This is a genomic window from Nonomuraea fastidiosa, from assembly GCF_042751225.1.
In the GTDB taxonomy this organism is placed as follows: Bacteria; Actinomycetota; Actinomycetes; order Streptosporangiales; family Streptosporangiaceae; genus Nonomuraea; species Nonomuraea fastidiosa.
Window position 1 is genome coordinate 3,994,631 of the sequence record NZ_CP170570.1, and the last position, 17,557, is coordinate 4,012,187.

The 17,557-nt window shown below is 72.7% G+C and carries 15 protein-coding genes; 10 read left to right on the forward strand and 5 right to left on the reverse strand.

From position 1 onward, the window contains the following. Positions 1-33: 33 nt before the first annotated feature. Positions 34-417: a MarR family transcriptional regulator gene (locus tag ACFMQL_RS18510; RefSeq protein WP_364059672.1), complete on the reverse strand. Its 384-nt coding sequence runs from the start codon at positions 415-417 to the stop codon at positions 34-36. Between the two features lie 136 nt (positions 418-553). Between ACFMQL_RS18510 and ACFMQL_RS18515 the strand changes: the two genes are divergently transcribed. The 10 genes from ACFMQL_RS18515 to ACFMQL_RS18560 all read left to right on the forward strand — a co-directional run bounded on the left by ACFMQL_RS18515 (position 554) and on the right by ACFMQL_RS18560 (position 12,672). Then, positions 554-1,918, forward strand: coding sequence for an MFS transporter (locus ACFMQL_RS18515; protein WP_364059675.1), 1,365 nt, complete (start codon positions 554-556; stop codon positions 1,916-1,918). A gap of 139 nt (positions 1,919-2,057) precedes the next feature. After that, on the forward strand, positions 2,058-2,471 hold the full coding sequence (locus ACFMQL_RS18520) for a YbaB/EbfC family nucleoid-associated protein (RefSeq protein WP_364059678.1): 414 nt from the start codon (positions 2,058-2,060) through the stop codon (positions 2,469-2,471). After that, complete coding sequence (locus tag ACFMQL_RS18525) at positions 2,468-2,770, forward strand: type VII secretion target (RefSeq protein ID WP_364059681.1); 303 nt, start codon at positions 2,468-2,470, stop codon at positions 2,768-2,770. Before ACFMQL_RS18520 ends, ACFMQL_RS18525 begins: the two co-directional genes overlap by 4 nt. A 6-nt stretch (positions 2,771-2,776) precedes the next feature. After that, positions 2,777-8,623 (forward strand): proline-rich domain-containing protein, encoded by a 5,847-nt coding sequence (locus ACFMQL_RS18530; protein ID WP_378786235.1) that lies wholly within the window; start codon positions 2,777-2,779, stop codon positions 8,621-8,623. Between the two features lie 36 nt (positions 8,624-8,659). Beyond that, the gene (locus ACFMQL_RS18535; protein ID WP_378786237.1) at positions 8,660-9,349 is read left to right on the forward strand and encodes a hypothetical protein; all 690 of its coding nucleotides are present in this window, start codon (positions 8,660-8,662) and stop codon (positions 9,347-9,349) included. A gap of 9 nt (positions 9,350-9,358) precedes the next feature. Then, entirely contained in the window at positions 9,359-9,706 is a 348-nt protein-coding gene (locus ACFMQL_RS18540; RefSeq protein ID WP_378786241.1) for a cupin domain-containing protein, read from the forward strand. Between the two features lie 46 nt (positions 9,707-9,752). Beyond that, positions 9,753-10,826 carry an adenosine deaminase gene (locus ACFMQL_RS18545; RefSeq protein WP_364059693.1) on the forward strand — a complete coding sequence of 358 codons (1,074 nt, stop codon included), beginning with the start codon at positions 9,753-9,755 and terminating at the stop codon, positions 10,824-10,826. Then, positions 10,823-11,431 carry a PH domain-containing protein gene (locus tag ACFMQL_RS18550; RefSeq protein ID WP_364059696.1) on the forward strand — a complete coding sequence of 203 codons (609 nt, stop codon included), beginning with the start codon at positions 10,823-10,825 and terminating at the stop codon, positions 11,429-11,431. Before ACFMQL_RS18545 ends, ACFMQL_RS18550 begins: the two co-directional genes overlap by 4 nt. Positions 11,432-11,586: 155 nt before the next feature. After that, positions 11,587-12,072, forward strand: coding sequence for a GyrI-like domain-containing protein (locus tag ACFMQL_RS18555; protein ID WP_364059699.1), 486 nt, complete (start codon positions 11,587-11,589; stop codon positions 12,070-12,072). 141 nt (positions 12,073-12,213) lie between these two features. Further along, complete coding sequence (locus tag ACFMQL_RS18560; RefSeq protein ID WP_364059702.1) at positions 12,214-12,672, forward strand: hypothetical protein; 459 nt, start codon at positions 12,214-12,216, stop codon at positions 12,670-12,672. A 137-nt stretch (positions 12,673-12,809) separates the two neighbouring features. On the opposite strand, the gene ACFMQL_RS18565 is transcribed toward ACFMQL_RS18560, so the two are convergent. Genes ACFMQL_RS18565 through ACFMQL_RS18580 form a run of 4 tightly spaced genes read right to left on the reverse strand, consistent with a single transcriptional unit; the run spans position 12,810 to position 17,549 of the window. Further along, positions 12,810-14,441, reverse strand: a complete 1,632-nt coding sequence (locus ACFMQL_RS18565; RefSeq protein ID WP_378786244.1) for a phospho-sugar mutase — start codon at positions 14,439-14,441, stop codon at positions 12,810-12,812. Then, a complete protein-coding gene (locus ACFMQL_RS18570) occupies positions 14,438-15,253 on the reverse strand; it encodes a purine-nucleoside phosphorylase (RefSeq protein WP_364059708.1) in 816 nt (271 codons plus the stop codon). Before ACFMQL_RS18570 ends, ACFMQL_RS18565 begins: the two co-directional genes overlap by 4 nt. Before the next feature lie 2 nt (positions 15,254-15,255). Next, on the reverse strand, positions 15,256-16,560 hold the full coding sequence (locus ACFMQL_RS18575) for a M20/M25/M40 family metallo-hydrolase (protein ID WP_364059711.1): 1,305 nt from the start codon (positions 16,558-16,560) through the stop codon (positions 15,256-15,258). After that, positions 16,557-17,549, reverse strand: coding sequence for an Lrp/AsnC family transcriptional regulator (locus ACFMQL_RS18580; RefSeq protein ID WP_364059714.1), 993 nt, complete (start codon positions 17,547-17,549; stop codon positions 16,557-16,559). Before ACFMQL_RS18580 ends, ACFMQL_RS18575 begins: the two co-directional genes overlap by 4 nt. Positions 17,550-17,557: the final 8 nt, after the last annotated feature.

Sequence of the window (17,557 nt, forward strand, 5' to 3'; positions counted from 1 at the left end):
CCGCACGGCCGGACGGGGGTCGTGCGGCGTTCGTCATCGCGCCGCCGGTTCGCCGCTGAAGATCTCGTTGAGCACGGCGCGCTGCGTGGGCAGCGCCTCGGCGTGCCGCGCGCGGCCCTCCTCGGTGATGCTGACGAACACCCCGCGCCGGTCGGCGTCGCAGACCCCGCGCGAGACGAGCGCGGCCTTCTCCAGCCGCCCCACCACCCGTGAGAGCGCGCTCTGGCTGAGGTGGACCTCGTCGCACAGCTCCTGGATGCGGAGCTTGCGATCGTGATGGACGATCCGGTCGAGCACCTCGAACTCGCTGGGCCCGAGGCCGTGACGCTCGCCCAGCTCCCGCTCCAGCGCGCACATCGCCTGGGAGTGCTTGGCCAGGACGTAACGCCAGGTCTCGACCACGTGCTCCGCGTCCATGTCGCGGAGATTACCACCACGTCAAACGAGCATGCAACGACATTAAATGCATTTGCATTAGATGCGCGTGCATGTATTGTGTCGCGTCATGACCTCCTCTTCCTCGCGCTGGGCGGCACTGGCCGTCCTCTGTGCAGTGATCTTTCTTGACGCGCTTGACGTCTCGATGGTGGGTGTCGCGCTGCCCGCCATCCAGCACGATCTCGGTTTGACGACCTCATCGCTGCAGTGGGTGGTGAGCGGCTACGTGCTCGGCTACGGCGGCCTGCTGCTGCTCGGCGGCAGGACCGCCGACCTGCTCGGGCGGCGCAGGGTGTTCCTGGTCGCCTTGGGCGTGTTCGCCGTGGCGTCGTTGCTCGGCGGTGTGGTGGACGACGGCGGGTTGCTGATCGCGGCGCGCTTCGTGAAGGGCGTGGCCGCCGCGTTCACCGCCCCGGCCGCCTTGTCGATCATCACGACCACCTTCCCCGAGGGGCCGCAGCGCAACAGGGCGCTCAGCATCTTCACCGCCTGCGGTGCGAGCGGCTACTCCCTCGGTCTGGTGCTGTCGGGACTGCTGACCGAGCTGGGCTGGCGGTGGACGTTGCTGATGCCGGTGCCGGTCGCGATCGTCGCGCTGCTCGCCGCGCTGAAGGTGCTGCCGCGCGGCCGTGAGGAGCGGGCCGAGGGCGGCCACGACCTCCTCGGCGCAGTGACGATCACCGCGTCGATGCTGCTGCTGGTGTTCACGGTCGTGCAGGCGCCGGAGGCAGGGTGGGCGTCGCTCCGCACGATCGGCTCGCTGGCCGGAGTGGCCGCGCTGCTCGGCCTGTTCGTGTTCGCCGAGCTGAAGGTGCGCCACCCGCTGGTGCGGCTCGGCATCCTGCGCTCAGGTCACATCGTGCGGGCCAACCTCGGGCTGGTCATCCTCATGGGTTCGTACGTGGCCTTCCAGTTCGTGGCCATGCAGTACTTCCAGAACCTGCTGGGCTGGTCGGCGCTCGGCACCGCGCTCGCGTTCCTGCCCGCCGGCCTGCTCGTCGCGCTCACCTCGACCAAGATGGGCGACTTCGCCGACAGGTTCGGCACCGGCAGGCTCATCGTCATCGGCGCGGCGGCGCTGGCCGGCGGGTACGCGATCTTCCTCGGCATCGACCGCACCCCCAGCCTGGGCGGCATGGTGATCCCCGGCATGATCCTGCTCGGCATCGCGTTCGCGCTGTCGTTCCCGTCGCTCAACATCCAGGCCACCAGCGGCGTGGACGACGACGAGCAGGGCCTTGCCTCCGGCCTGCTGAACACCTCCGGGCAGGTGGGCGGCGCGATCGTGCTGGCCGTGGTGACCGCCGTGCTCACCTCGGGCGGCGGCGGTGAGACGCTCTCGATCGGCTCGCTGCGCGCGGCGATCGTGGTGTCGCTGGTGCTGGCGCTGGTCGGGCTGGCGATCTCGGCGACCGGGCTGCGGGCCCGCAAGGCGGTTCCGGCGCAGGCCGAGTCCGTACGGGCGTACGAAACGGTGTGATCATCGCAGAGCCCCTGCATTCGCTCAGTGCGGGGGCTCAGTGACAAAAGGGTTAATTCTCCCCCAATGCTGCGAGATCTGATCATCCGTTGACGGCCGGCGACTCTACAATCCCGGAGGACGAATGGGAGGATGCCGGGTGGCCGACGCGTTCGAGGCGACGATCGAGGAGATGGCGCGCGAGATCGACCAAGAGGTCGCTCGGGTCCGGGAGACGTACGCGGAGTACAACGCCATCGAGCACACCGCGCGCTCCAAGGACGGGCTGGTCGCCGTCACCGTCGGCACCGGCGGCCGGCTGCGCGGGATCGAGCTGCACCCGCGCGTCTACCGCAGCCTGTCGCCGTCCGAGCTGGCCGAGGCCATCATGCGCCAGGCCGACATGGCCACCGCCGAGGTCGCCGAGCGGGGCAGGGCGCTCATGGCGCCGCTCATGCCCGACACCGAGCACCTCGACGCGCTCTTCGGCGAGAACCCCGGCATCGACCCCTTCCTGCCCGGCCCTGCCTCGCCGGCCGCGCAAGAGGACGCCCGGCGGCAGGAGGCGAGGTGAAGGACGGCTTCTCCGTACGGCCGGAGTCGCTGCGCCGCCACGGCAACCGCTACCAGGACCTGAAGACCAACGTGGAGGAGGCGAGGACCGCTCTGCGGGCCGCCTTCGACCGCGACAGGAAGACGCTCGGCAACGACGAGTACGGCGCCGAGCTGGCCAGGAAGCTGCCCGGCATCGAGCAGGGCATCGAGGACGCCTTCAAGGCCTACCTCGGCGAGCTCGACGACCTCACCTCCGGCCTCAACGTGGCGAGCCGTAACTACGAGGCGGCGGACCGGCCGCCGGAGCGGCGCGGCTGATCGCCCATGGGGTTCGACGGGTTCCTTGTGCCCGACTGGGCCAAGCCGTACGTCGGCTGGGTCGTCGGCATGGACTGGCCGGAAGGCGACGAGAGCGGCTGCTTCCGCATGGCCGACGCCTGCATCACCGCCGCGTACCAGGTCGTCGAGGGCACCGACGCGTACCTGCCGCAGAGCGCCCGCCTGATCGGCGCCGACTGGGACGGCGACGCGCACCTCGCCTTCGCCGCGCACGTCAAGAAGACGGCGGACGCGAAGGTCGCCACCCTGGTCGAGCGGCTGGTGAACGCCGCTCTTTCGCTCAACGGCGTGGGCGTGCAGATCCAATGGGCCAAATACATGATCGAGGCCACGGTCTGGCTGCTGATCGCCCAGCTCGCCATGCTGATCAAGGCGGCCATCGTCAACAAGGCGGTGCTGCTGCTCATCCCCGCGCGCCTGCAGATCGCGCGCATGACGGTCATGCAGATCGCCAAGATCTGCCTGCGCAACATCGCCATCTACGCCGCCGTCGTGGGCGGCATGGAGGCCGGCGTCCAGGCGCTGCAGATCCAGCAGGGCCGCAGGGACGAGTTCGACCTCAAGACGATCGCGATCTCCGCGGCGAGCGGCGGCGCGATGGGCATGCTGATGGGCCTGCTGACGGGCGGGCTGTCCCGGCTGGCCACGCCCGGCCTGCGCGCCGGGCTGACCAAGGCCGAGATGTCCACGGCGGAGAAGCTGATCGCGGCGGCCCACTCCTCGCTGTACGGCCAGGCGGCGCAGTACGCCGTGACCGGCGGCCTCACCACCGCCGGGACCATGCTGGCGCAGGGGAACTTCAGCTGGGAGATGCTGGCCAAGGGCATCACGTCCAGCGCGCTCGGCGCGGACGGGCAGCACCTGGTGACGTCCCTGCACGGCGGCGGGCCCGGCGGCCAGGGCGGGCCCATGCCCGGCACCTCGCTCGCCTCGGCACCGGACCCCCAGCCCGGCGGTCCCCGTGAGCCGGGCTCCCCGCAGTCCGGGCCCCAGGGCGGCTCTCCGCAGGCGGGCGCACAGCAGCCGGTCGGCGGCCCTGTGGTGACACCTGCCGTGCCCAGGGGAGAGGCCGCCTTGCAGACGGCCCACCCGGACGGCGGCGGGCAGGCGGCGCGGTCCGAAGGGGCCGGGCAGACGGCTCGGGCGGGTGAGGGCGCGGGGCAGTCGCGTGGGCCGCTGCGCCCGCCGCGTACCGTCGAGATCGGCTCGCTCGGCGAGACGGCCGTGCACGACGTCAAGGTCCCGCGCGACGCGAAGGCCGCCGCGCAGACGATGACCGACGGCATGCCCGGCCTCACCAAGCGGGAGCGCGCGGCGGTCCGCGACTGGCTGGAGCGGGTGCTCGCCGACGGCGACCGCGACGCCTGGACCGAGCGCCTGGCGAAGGGCCACGCGCTGAGCGTCGGGGACAAGGCGCTCTACCTCAAGCTGCGCCCCGAACACTTCAGGCACGTCGAGAACCCGGACGTGGCCCCGGAGAAGCCGGTCGCGTTCGGCGGTGACGGCGTGGAGGGCAAGTCCGTACGCTCCTCCTCACGCGAGGTCAACGGCGGCCTGGTCCGCAACCTGTCCGAGTCGCCGGACGCGGCGGAGGAGTCGACCGCGCTGCCCCGTACGGGCCTGGTGGACTCCACGCGGACCACGCACATGAGCACCCTTGAGGTGATGAGCGGCCACAAGGTCATCTCGCCCACGCACGACTACTTCGTCGCGGACATCGCCATCGACGTCTACCGCGACGGCGCGAAGCTCACGGGAGCGGGCAAGGTCCCCGATCTGTCGGTGACCCTCCCGTTCCCCGAGCAGTTCACCCGCGAGGGACCGGCGCGGCCCTCCGACCACCCGCCGGCCCGGCCGCGCCACGAGGTGCCGCAGGGGGCGGCGGGCAAGTTCCGCGACCACGGGATCACGGTCAGCGGGCTGGACATGACGCCGCTCGTCCTGGAGGTGCAGCGCCGCGCGCTCGCCCAGGGGGTGCCCGCGGGCGAGGTCGTCAAGATCATCGACCACCTCACCTCGACCATCCTGCAGGAGCAGGGCATCAAGAACCGCAGCCAGGCGCTGCTGTCGAGCGGGGCGGTCTCCGAGGCGGTCACGTTCAAGACGTCGATGCTGCGCTCGGCCGAGGAGTCCATCAGGATCACCGGCGAGGTGGCGCGGATCGAGCCGGTACGCGTGGACGGTCCCCCTGTCGAAGGCATGCTCAGGGACGACCTCGGGCGCCGCAACGGCGAGAACACGGCGTACCGGCAGGGCAGGGACCTCAACCTGCACGTGGGCGGCAAGATCGGCGTGCGCGTCGGGCGCTTCGCCGAGGCCATCGGGCGCGGCGTCTTCGGCTTCGGCTTCGGCTCCGACCACATCGCGACCTCGAACCGGGCGCTCGGCAACCACACCGTGGTCACCGAGAAGGCCGACCTCACCATGTACGACGCCCACCTGCGCCTGCGGGTCGAGACCGAGACGATGGGCACGTTCACCGTGGAGGTGCCCGCCGAGCTGGCCCTGCCGGCCCGGGACGCGCCGGGACTCGAACGCGACGTCTTCGGCCATGAGCTGACCCCGCCGAGCGAGTTCGGCCGCATCCAGGAGGAGCTGGCCGACCTGCACAGAGAGCTGAACCGCATACGCCGGGACTTCGCCCCCGACAGGACGGTCTACGACCCGCACCCGCTCGAACCGCGCACGCTCGCGGCGGGACGCGGGCCCGGCCTGGGCAGCGCCATCAGGGTGCACGCGGACACGCGGCTGTTCACCGAGCTGCGCCAGGCCGTCGGGCAGGCGCTGCCCGACATGCCGCAGAACATCAGGCGGCAGATCGTCCGCGACCTGGAGCTCCGCTTCGGCGGCGCCGCCCTGGAGGCGGACCTGACGTACGCGCTGAACGGCATCAGGTACGAGCGCGCGATCGCCGGGCACACGATCGAGGTGGTGGCGCGCGGCGAGCTCGGCGCCAGGCAGGAGGTCGGCGCGGCCAACCAGGTGCTGAACGAGCGCCGCATCACCTCCTGGAACGGCACCAGCCAGCGCGAGGTCTCGGCGGGCCTGCGCGGCGAGCTGGCCGCCGTGGCACGGGTGGACATCGGCGGGGCGCTCAACACCGGCGTGCCCGGGGGCCTGCTGAAGGTGGACGCCCCCAACATCGCGGGCATCCTGAGCGGCACGAAGGCCGACACGGTCGCGGTCACGTCGGGACACACGCGCTACGACCGTACCGAGGCGGGCGGCGGCTTCACCTTCACCAGGGACCTCTCGTTCGACGTCAGCATGCGGATCTCGCGGGACGGCGAGGTGGTCGCGGACACCTCATGGCGGGTGGACGGCAGCCGGGCGGAGATCGTCGTGCCCGAGCCGCACCTGCAGGAGACGCCGCTGCTGGCGGAAGACGTCGCCGGCGTCGGCCGCATCGAGCCGCTGTCCGAGCCGCCCCGCGACGTGTGGGCCCACGACGACCGCCTGCACGCGATCGTCCGCCTGGGCGCGATGCCGGACCTCGCGCGGGCGGTAGGCGAGGTCTACGCCGCCTGGGCCGATCTGCCGGCGCCCGCGCGGCGGCTCGACGTGCCGTACACGATCGAGAACGTCGTGGACGTGATCGGCCTGGAGACCATGATCACGTCGCATCCCGGCGGGCTGCCCCACCTGGTGGCCGAGCACGGCGGCTGGCGGCACGAGCTGCACGTGCGTGCCGACGTGGCGGGCATGACGTACGTGAAGTCGGAGACCGGGGTCGAGCACGAGGCGTACGCCAGCAGCAACTCGCGCGTGGCGGAGGGCGAGCGCGGCGCGCGCAGCGTCGGCGGGCACGCGCGGGCCGGCGTGCGGCTCACGCTCGGCGGCGACGGCGAGGGCGGCCACCCGGCCACCGGGACCGAGCACAAGCTGCTGGCGCGGGCCGGCGGGCACGCCGCCGCGAAGAGCATGTCGCTGGAGACGTCCTACCGTGGTGGCGGCGACGTCAGCCGGGTCACCTACAACGACGGCGGCACCTCGCACTGGTACCGGGGCGACCTGGTGCTGACCGTGACGCCGAGCAGGACCGACGGGCGGGTCGTCGAGCAAGGGGAGCCGGTCTACCTTCGCGTGTCCGACATCATGGACATCGTGCTGCCCGACGAGGTGGCCCGCCGCCACGCCCTGGACGTCCCCGAGGCGTCCGGTGCGGAGGCGGGGCGTACCCCCGAGCAGGCCGCGGAGGGGGCCGAGACGGCCGGGGACGTGGCGCGTGCCTACGTGGCCCCCGAGGCGGCGATGAGCACCGCCTCCGTGCACCATCTCGATGCGCGCGGCGTCCTGCCCGCGATCGTCGAGACGCTGCGCGGCGAGGGCCTGCTCCTGCCCGGCCAGGAGTTCACCACGCACCCGGTGGCCGAGCACCTGCGCGGCCACTTCGGCCAGGAGGCGCTCGCCACCAAGCTGGGCGACCTGCGCGGGAACGGCGTGTCCTCGTGGCTGTTCGTCACCGACGCGGCCGGGCGGGTCACCGAACGCGTCGGCATCAGGGTCACCGCCGAACTCGGCGACGGCGTACACGTCGGCGAACGCCCCGACACGGGCCTGATGCTGCGCAGCGAGCGGCTCAGCGGCGGCCTGACGCTCAACGAGCGGGGCACCGATCACGGCGCCGAGCTGCTCGGCCGCTACATCGGGACCTCGGACGGCGACATCGTCGGCGGCGAGGCCGGAACCGCGACCTACCACGACACCCACGGCGTGGACACCCGCGGCACGAACGTCAAGGACATCAACCGCTTCCAGACCAGGGAGGCCCCGCAGGAGTTCCGGCACCCGGTCACGTACGACATCACGCTCGAACGCACCAAGGTCGGCCCCGTCATGGAGCCGGTGCAGGGCGCGGCGCGCGGCCTGCTGCTCAGGGCGGGCGAGCTGACCGGCCACGACGGCGCCGTACGCTTCTTCGACCGGCACGTCGGGGTCACCGCGACGACCGGCGCGAAGGCACACGGCGAGGTCGGACTGCTGGTGGCGGGCCACCTGACCACGGAGGTGCCGCACGGCACGCCGGTCGCGGCGCGCACCGAGGTCGTCGCGGCCCGGCCGCGCTGGGCGGAGCCGGGCGGGCCGGGCCCGCTGACCGCCATGCTCGGCCACGGGGTGCCCAAGGGAGACGTCAACCAGGTCGCCTTCCCCGCCGCCAGGGTGGTGGAGGAGTGGGCGCCGCTCGCGGCGGTGGCGCCCAAGCTGCGCGCCGAGGTGCCCGCGACGGCCGACAGGCCCGCCGGGTTCGAGCTCTCCCGCCCCGAGGGCATCGCGCTGAACGAGGCCACCAAGGAACGTACGATGCGGGCCCACCTCGGCGACCTGCTGACGCACGCGTACGAGCTGCCCGGCGTCGGCACGGTCGGCATCGAGGTCACCGGGGTCCGCGAGATCGCCGAGGCCCGGGTCAAGCAGCGCGTGTACGCGCAGGCCATGGACACGACCGGGCACGGCCGGGCACAGGGCCGGGGCCGGTCCGGGCGCGGCGGCCTTTCCGGCAGCGTGGGCGACCCGGCGCTCGGTGGCGAAGGCGGTCACGGCTCGGGGCCGGAGGGCGGCCACCATGAGAGGCCGCCGACCGTGGCGTACGGCGGCGTCGGCGGCGGCTCGAAGGCCCGGGAGGAGGCCGGGTCGCGCAACGCCGACGTGCTCGAACGCAACTTCCTGGAGAAGGAGCACGAGAACACGTACCTGGAGTGCGACATCTCGGTCGTGGTCCGCGGCAAGGGCACGCCGCTCGTGCTGGACGTGGAGCGGGGCCTCTACCTGAGGCTCACGCCGGAGGGGCTCGCCGCGCTGGAGGACGCCCATCCCGGAGTGCTCGAACGATAGGCGCTTGCGGGCCCGCGCGCTGGGAATCTACCGGGCATGCGCACGTCATCACCGCCGCCGAGCCGGCCGTCGCGCGCCCGCCTGGCGCAGCCGGAAAGGCCGTCGCGCGCCCGCCTGCTGCCGCCGAGGCAGCGGTCGCGTGCCCGGACGCTCCCGCTCGCCCGCCTCGCCGCGCTGACCGTGCTCGTCGTGCCGGCCGTGCTGGCGGGGTGCGGCGACGTGCGGCAGGCGACGCTGTCGCAGACCCCGCCCACGGCATCTTCCTCGCCAGGGAAGAGCGCGGCGGCGGAGCCGGCGCCGACGCGCACGGCCGAGGTGGAGGTCGAGCGCGGCGGCATGGAGCCGGCGATCGTGACGGGCGTGCGGTACGCGGCGCACGACACGTACGACCGGCTCGTGGTGGACCTGCGTGGCGGCATACCCGGATATGACGTGAAATGGGTGGACGAGTTCGTCCAGGACGGCTCGGGCAAGCCCATCGACGTGCCCGGCGGCGCGTACCTGCTGCTCACGCTCTTCCCCGCGCACGCGCACAACGAGGACGGCAAGCCCACCTGGCGCGGCGGCCCCGTCTACACCGCCGGGCTCGGCAACATCACCAAGGTCGTCAGGACCGGCGACTTCGAGGGCCGCGTCGGCATCGGGCTCGCGCTGAACAGGCGGGCCGGGTTCCGGGTCACCGAGCAGGGGTCGCCGGACCGGCTCGTGCTCGACGTGGCACACTGACCTGTCGTGGTGAGAAAGATCGAGGGGGCGTCCCGCATCCCCGTACCCGGTGGCAAGGTGATCGACGAGCACGTGGGCCGCGTCAACAGCGGCGACGAGGCGGTGTCCATCGCCCACATGATCGCGCCGCCCGGCTGGGAGGAGCCCCCGCAGACGCCGTCGTTCACCGAGTACACCGTGGTGCTGCGCGGCACCGTGCTGGTCGAGCACGACGGCGGCACCACCAGGGTCGACGCGGGGCAGTCGGTGGTGACCTCGCCGGGGGAGAAGGTCCGCTACAGCGTCGGACCCGAGGGCGCCGAGTACATCGCGGTCTGCCTGCCCGCGTTCTCCCCCGAGGCCGCCGGCCGCGAGTGACGGGCGGGGGCGACCGGGGGCCGGGCCGTCCTCATATCATGGGCGGATGAGCCCCACGCTTGACGAGATCCGGCGGGCTCCCAAGGTGTTGCTGCACGATCACCTCGACGGCGGGCTCCGCGCCGAGACGATCGTCGAGCTGGCCCGGGAGACCGACTACGGCCGGCTGCCCACCCACGATCCCGACCACCTGCGCCAGTGGTTCGAAGAGGCGGCCGACTCCGGCTCGCTCGAACGCTACCTGGAGACGTTCGAGCACACCGTCGCCGTCATGCAGACCCGCGAGTCGCTGATCCGGGTCGCCCAGGAGTGCGCGGAGGACCTGGCGGCCGACGGGGTGGTCTACGCCGAGGTGCGCTTCGCGCCCGAGCAGCACACCACCCTGGGGCTGAGCCTCGACCAGGTGGTGGAGGCCGTGCTCGAGGGCTTCCAGCGCGGCTCGCAGGGGCGGAACATCCGGGTCGGCACGCTGCTGACCGCCATGCGCCACCAGGCCCGCTCCCGCGAGATCGCCGAGCTGGCGGTGCGCTACCGCGACGTCGGCGTGGTCGGGTTCGACATCGCGGGCGCCGAGGCCGGCTACCCTCCCACCCGCCACCTCGACGCGTTCGAATACCTGCAGCGGGAGAACGCCCACTTCACCATCCATGCCGGTGAGGCGTTCGGGCTGCCGTCGATCTGGCAGGCCATCCAGTGGTGCGGCGCCGACCGGCTCGGCCACGGCGTGCGGATCATCGACGACATCTCGGTGTCGAGCGACGGCACCGCCAAGCTGGGGCGGCTGGCGGCGTACGTACGCGACAAGCGCATTCCGCTGGAGATGTGCCCCACGTCCAACCTGCAGACCGGCGCCGCCGAGTCGATCGCCGAGCACCCCATCGGGCTGCTGCGGCGGCTGTACTTCCGTGTCACCGTCAACACCGACAACCGCCTGATGAGCTCCACCAGCGTGTCGCAGGAGTTCCACAAGCTGGTCGAGGCGTTCGGCTACGGCTGGGACGACCTGCAGTGGTTCACGGTCAACGCGATGAAGTCGGCGTTCCTGCCGTTCGACGAGCGGCTCGCGCTCATCAACGGCGTCATCAAGCCCGGGTTCGCACAGCTCAAGTGGCAGCCGTGAAGCAGGTCTACCGCAGTAAGGCCGCCTACGTCATGGCGTGGGTCTGGCTGGTGTTCGTCGCGCTCAACGTCGTCGATTTGATCGTCCGCTTCAGCGGCAAGTCGTCGCTGGTGGCGCTGGCCGTGCTCGCCGCGCTGACGGCGCTGGTCTACGCGGTCGCGCTGCGCCCCGCCACCGTGCTCACCGAGGAAGGGCTGGTGGGGCGCAACCCGTTCCGCACCACGTTCCTGCCGTGGGCCTCCATCGAGGACGTCAGCGTCTCCCACTCGATCAACGTCCGCCACGGCGACGATCAGGTGCTCCGGCTGTGGACGCCGATGAGCAGCGCCCGCGAGCGCGCCAAGGCGCAGCGGCGCGGCACGCCCGCCAAGCAGCGAGGACGCTTCGCCACCGAGCCGGTCCTGTCGAAGGGCGAGCAGGCGGCGGCCGAGGCGTTCGCGGGCAAGACGCACGCCGACTGGGTCGGCGACCAGATCCGCGACCGCGCCGAGTCCGCCAAGCGTCGTGACGAGCAGGCAGGGCCCGCCCGGGTGACGTGGTCGTACGACTCGATCGCGGTGCTGGCGGTCGCGCTGGTGCTGGTGATCGTGGCGATCGTCGCGTAGGGACGGGACCGGGACCGGCGTCGCGCGGGGTGGCGGCTGGCGCCGCGCGGGGGCCGGGATCGGCGTCGCACGGGGTGTGGCGGCTGGCGTCGCGTCGCCTGGGCGATGAGTTTCGCGGCCGCGGCCGGTCTGATGGGGGAGAAGGAGGCTTCATCATGCCTGAGATCGTGGAACTGCCCGACCGGCCCTACGTCGGGGTGCGCGGCACCGTCACCATGAGCACCATCCCCGCCATCGCCGACCGGATCGGCGAGATCGTCGGCTGGCTGGCCGGACGCGGCCTCGCCCCTGCCGGGGCACCGTTCCTGCGCTACGAGAGCTTCGAGCCCGACGGCGACGGGATGGTGCTGCAGGCCGGCGTGCCGGTCGCCGAGCCGGTGGACGTGGAGGGCGACTACTTCGCCGGCGTGCTGCCCGCCGGCCGCTACGCCACCGCCACCCACCGCGGCCCCTTCGACGGCCTCGCGGGGGCCACGGGCGCGCTGCTCGCGTGGGGCGCGGAGCAAGGCGTGACGTGGGACGTGACCGAACGAGACGGCGCCGAGCACTGGGGCTGCCGCCTGGAGCTGTACAACACGGACCCGCGCACCGAACCCGACCCCGCCGGCTGGCTCACGGACCTCCAGATCCGCCTGGCCTAACCGCTCCCTGGCCCGGGTCCCGCCTGCCAGGCGGTCTCGTCCACCGGGCCGGATGCGCCTGCCGGGGCAGACACGCGCCGCTCGGGCCTGCGGCGGCGTCGGTCCTCTTGCGCGGGGTGGGACGTCGGCATCGGTCGTCCTGTGCGGACCCTGCTCGTCGCGGCGGGTCAGCTTCCGGTGCGGCACGTGCAGCGGCATGCCCGCCGTACGCATGCGATGGCGCTGGCGGGCGGCGTGTTCGTGCTGGCCTGCGCCCTGTACGGGGTCGCCGCCCTGGCCCCGTCAGGGGTGCCCAGGGTGGCGGTGCTGGTCGTGGCGACCCTGGTCTTCACGCTGGCCGAGCTGCTGCACACGGCGCCCGCCGCGTCGCTGGCCGCCGGGGCGGCGCCCGCCGGGCTGCGGGGGCGCTACCTGGCCGTGCACCAGATGACGTGGGCGGTCGGGCAGGTGGTGGCGCCGGCCGGGTTCTCGGCGCTGGTGAGCTTCTCGCCGCCGCTGCTCTGGGCGGCGCTCGGCACGCTGCTTGCCCTCGCCGCCGCCGGCCTGCTCCGCCTGGCCGAGCGCCTTCCGGCCGAAGCCGTCAGCGCCCCTGCCGGCTGAAGCCCTGCTCTTCCAAGCCGTCAGCGCGCCTGCCGGCCCGAGCGGTCAGCGCACCCGCGGGAACGCGAGGTCGTGCCCGCACGAGTCGTGCCCCTCGGGGTCCGGCAGGACGTGGCCGAGGAAGCGCTCGTACGCCGTCACCCGAGGCCGAGCCGGGCGGCGAGGTCGGACTTGATCGCCTCGAGACGCTCGGCGGCCACCGCGCGGGCCACGGCGGGGGTGGTGGCGACCGGGACGACGACCTCCAGGTAGCACTTCAGCTTGGGCTCGGTGCCGGACGGGCGGACGACTACGCGGGCGCCGTCCGCCAGCCGGTAGCGCAGCCCGTCGGTCGGCGGCAGGCCGCCGTCGCCGCGCGTGAGGTCGTCGGCGGCGGTCACCGCGAGGCCGCCGAGGCCGGTGGGCGGCTCGGCGCGCAGCCGCGCCATGGCCCCGGCGATCAGCGACAGGTCGGCGACGCGGAAGGAGAGCTGGGTGGTGGCGTGCAGGCCGTAGCGGCGGGCCTGGTCGTCGAGCAGGTCCAGCAGCGTACGCCCGTCGCGCTTGGCAGCGGCGGCGATGGCGGCGACGGTGAGCGCGGCGCCGATGCCGTCCTTGTCGCGGACCGGCAGGCCGGTGTCGGAGCCGACGCTGTAGCCGATGGCCTCCTCGTAGCCGAACACCAGCCCGGGACCCGCCTTGATGATCCACTTGAAGCCGGTCAGCGTCTCGCCGTAGCGCACGCCGTGCGCCTGAGCGATCTTGGCGAGCAGGCTGGAGGAGACGATGGTGGTGGCCACCATGCGGTCGCCGGTGGTGTGCGCGATGACGTGCTCGGCGAGCAGGCCGCCGACCTCGTCGCCGGTCAGCATGCGTACGCCGCCGTCCGGCAGCGGCACGCCCACCGCGCACCTGTCGGCGTCGGGGTCGTTGGCCAGCACCAGGTCCGCGCCGGTCTTGGCGGCCAGCGCGACGGCGAGGTCCATCGCGCCCGGCTCTTCCGGGTTGGGGAAGGCGACGGTGGGGAAGTCAGGGTCGGGGTTGCGCTGCTCCTCGACGGCCATCGGGCTCTCGAACCCGGCGGCGAGGAACGCGCCGGTCAGCGTGGCAGCGCCGACGCCGTGCAGCGGCGTGTACGCCACCCGCAGCTCGCGCGCGTCACCGAGGGGGAGCGTGGTCAGTGCGGCGATGTAGTCGTCGACGATGTCGTCGCCCAGCTCGGTCAGCGTGCCGGGGCCGCCGAGCGGCAGCTCGTCCACCCGCCCGACCGCGTCGATGGCGGCCGAGATCCGGGCGTCGATGGGCGGCACGATCTGGGAGCCGTCGCCCCAGTAGACCTTGTAGCCGTTGTCGCGGGGCGGGTTGTGGCTGGCCGTGACCGTCACCCCGGCGTCGGCGCCCAGGTGGCGTACGGCGAAGGCCAGCACGGGCGTGGGCAGCGGGCGCGGCAGCAGCGAGGCGTTCACCCCGGCGCCGGTGAGCACGGCGGCGGTGTCGCGGGCGAAGACGTCGGACTTGTGCCGGGCGTCGTAGCCGATGACGACGTGCTTGCCGGGCCCGAGCACCGCGGCCAGGCCGGCGGCGGCGCGCATCACGGTCACCCGGTTCATCCGGTTCGGCCCGGCGCCCAGCTCGCCGCGCAGGCCCGCGGTGCCGAACTCCAGCCGGGATCCGAAGCGTTCCCGCAGCGCGGGCAGGTCCTCGGTCTCGATCAGGGCCGACAGCTCGGCCCTGGTGTCGGGGTCGGGGTCCTGAGCCAGCCAGGCGCGGGCCTCCTCCAGGAGGCTCACAGCCGGTCCACCACCTTGGCCAGCAGCACGCCCATGCGGGCGGCGGTCGCCCGGCCGACCTGAAGGACCTCCTCGTGGTCGAGCGGCTCGCCCGACAGCCCGGCGCCCGGGTTGGTGACGAGGGAGATGCCGAGCACCTCCAGGTTCGCCTCGCGGGCGGCGATGGCCTCGAGGACGGTGGACATGCCGACCATGTCGCCGCCGAGCGTGCGCAGCATGCGGATCTCGGCGGGCGTCTCGTACGTCGGGCCCCTGAAGGCCACGTACACGCCCTCGGCCAGGGTCGGGTCGACCTCGCGCACGAGCGCGCGCAGCCGCCGCGAGTAGACCTCGGTGAGGTCGATGAACGTGGTGCCGGTGATCGGGTTGGCCCCGGTCAGGTTGATGTGGTCGCTGATCAGGACCGGGTCGCCGACGTTCTGGGTCTCGGGGCGCAGGCCGCCCGCCGCGTTGGTGAGCACCAGCGTGCGCACGCCTGCCGCGGCGGCCGTGCGCACGCCGTGGACCACCGCGTCCACCCCGAGCCCTTCGTACAGGTGGGTGCGGCCGAGGTAGATCAGCGCGTACCGGCCGCCGGGGGTGCGGACGACGCGGATCTTGCCGCCGTGCCCGGCGACGGCGGGGGCGCGGAAGCCCGGCAGGTCGGTGAAGGGGATCTCGCTCACCGTCTCGCCGAGCGCGTCGGCGGCGGGCACCCACCCCGACCCCATGACGAGCGCCACGTCCAGCGGCGCGTCGAGCTTGTCGAGGCCCGCGGCGCTGCGCAGCGCCGCGGCGGCCTCACTGGCCAGGGTGTATGCGTCTTTCGTCACCTTCAGTAGTTTAGAAGCAGCCTGTCCAGCACCCGCACGCCGAACTGCAGCGCGTCCACCGGCACCCGCTCGTCCACGCCGTGGAACATCGAGGCGAAGTCCATGTCGGCGGGCAGCCGCAGCGGCACGAAACCGAAGCCGCGCACGCCGAGGTCGGCGAAGAACGTCTTGTTGTCGGTGCCGCCCGACATGCAGTACGGGATGGCCCGCGCGGACGGGTCCTCGGCCTTCAGCGCCGCGATCATCGACTCGACCAGCGCGCCGTCGAACGAGGTCTCCAGCGCGATGTCGTGGTGCACGAACTCGCGCCGCACCTTCGGCCCGATGAGCTCGTCGATGGTCTTGAAGAACTCCTCCTCGTGGCCGGGCAGGAAGCGCCCGTCCACGACGGCCGTGGCCTGGCCGGGGATGACGTTCGACTTGTAGCCGGCGCCGAGCTGCGTCGGGTTGGTGGTGTTGCGCAGCGTCGCGCCGACGAAGCGCACCAGCGGCCCGATCTTGTCGAGGATCGGCTGCGGGTCGTTCTCGTCGAACGGGATGCCGAAGGCGTCGGCGACCTCGGTGAGGAAGCGGCGCACGGTCTCGGTGTAGGTCAGCGGCCAGTCGTGGGCGCCGATCCTGGCCACCGCCTTGGCGATCTCGGTGACGGCGTTGTCGTCGTTGAGCATGGAGCCGTGGCCGGCCGTGCCGTCGGCGATGAGCTTCATCCAGGCCAGGCCCTTCTGGGCGGTCTCGATGAGGTAGAGCCGCAGCGACGGGTCCACTTCGAGCGAGTAGCCGCCGACCTCGCTGATCGACTCGGTGACGCCCTCGAACAGCTCGGGGTGGTTCGCGGTGAGGTACTTGGCGCCGTAGACGCCGCCGGCCTCCTCGTCGGCCACCCAGGCGAAGACGATGTCGCGGCGCGGCCTGACGCCCTCGCGCTTGAAGCGGCGCAGCACGGCCAGCATCATCGCGTCCATGTCCTTCATGTCCACGGCGCCGCGGCCCCAGATGTAGCCGTCGCGCACCTCGCCCGCGAACGGGTCCACCGACCAGTCGGCGGCGTTGGCCGGCACGACGTCCAGGTGGCCGTGCACGAGCAGGGCGGGCAGCGAGGAGTCGGTGCCCTCGATGCGGGTGATGACGTTCCCGCGGCCCGGCTCGCTCTCGATGTAGGCCGGCTCGATGCCGACCTCGGCCAGCCTGGCCATGACGACCTCGGCGGCGGCCCGCTCACCGGGGCCGCTGCCGTCGCCGTAGTTGCTGCTGTCCACGCGGATGAGCTCCGCGCACAGGTCGGCGACTTCCCTCTCGGCAGGGGTCATGGTGTGTTCTCCCAACGGTGATCGAGCGTGAGCAATCCGGACTTATGGAGGTGACCGCGCTTGTAGGCGCGGGTGATCAGGGTGAGGTCGACGTCGGTGATCTCGTCGTACTTGCCGACGACGCCGGTCATGAACCGGTAGAGCGCCGCTTCGTGCGCGGCCACGACCTGCACGATGAGGGAGTGAGTGCCCGTGGTGGCGGCGCAGTAACGGACGTCGGGGTGCGCGGCGAGCTGCTGGCCGACGCTGTCGAGGCCGTGAGGGCGGACCTTGAGCCAGAGCATGGCCTCGACCTCCAGGCCGAGCAGCGCGGGCTCCACCTCGGCGCGCGGCAGCAGCAGCCGCCGCTCGATGAGCGAGGTGAGCCGCCTGCGCGCGGTCGGCACGGAGACGTCCAGGCGCTCGGCGACGGTGGTGAACGCGATGCGCCCGTCGGCGGCGAGCAGTTCGGCGATCTCCTTCTCCAGCGGCGTCAGGCCCTCCTCGTCGAGCAGCGGCTCCGGGGGAGGGGGCGGCCGCAGCTCGGCGACCTCGCGCTCGGTCAGGTAGGGCGCGTGCCACTCGGCGACGGTCCTGAACGTGTGCAGCACGACCTGGGTCTGCGTCTGCAGCACGCCGTCGATGCCGGTCACCTCGGCCGACAGGATGTGGTGCAGGTCCTCCCTGGTGGGGGCGACCAGCTCGCAGCCGATGTCGGCGGCCCCGGTCAGCGCGTAGACCGAGCGGGTGTCGTTGCGGGCGGCCAGCGCCCTGGCCACCTCGGGCACCGAGCCGGGACGTACCTGGACGTGCAGGTGCACGGGACGGCCGTGGCCGGTGCGCAGGTCATCGTAGATGGCGGTGACGCGGACGACGCCGTCGGCCATCAGCCGCTGCAAGCGCCGCGCGACCGTGCGTTCGTGCTCGCCGACGGCCCTGCCGATCTCGCCCCACGACGCGCGGGGGCTCACTTGCAGGGCGGCGACGAGTCGCCGGTCGAGAACATCCACCTGATGCC

What these genes read in the sequence shown, in the direction of transcription:
- ACFMQL_RS18510 (WP_364059672.1), bottom strand. Translation starts at nt 417, where the DNA reads ATGGACGCGGAGCACGTGGTCGAGACCTGGCGTTACGTCCTGGCCAAG.
- ACFMQL_RS18530 (WP_378786235.1), top strand. Translation starts at nt 2,777, where the DNA reads ATGGGGTTCGACGGGTTCCTTGTGCCCGACTGGGCCAAGCCGTACGTC.
- ACFMQL_RS18535 (WP_378786237.1), top strand. Translation starts at nt 8,660, where the DNA reads ATGCGCACGTCATCACCGCCGCCGAGCCGGCCGTCGCGCGCCCGCCTG.
- ACFMQL_RS18575 (WP_364059711.1), bottom strand. Translation starts at nt 16,560, where the DNA reads ATGACCCCTGCCGAGAGGGAAGTCGCCGACCTGTGCGCGGAGCTCATC.
- ACFMQL_RS18555 (WP_364059699.1), top strand. Translation starts at nt 11,587, where the DNA reads ATGCCTGAGATCGTGGAACTGCCCGACCGGCCCTACGTCGGGGTGCGC.
- ACFMQL_RS18545 (WP_364059693.1), top strand. Translation starts at nt 9,753, where the DNA reads ATGAGCCCCACGCTTGACGAGATCCGGCGGGCTCCCAAGGTGTTGCTG.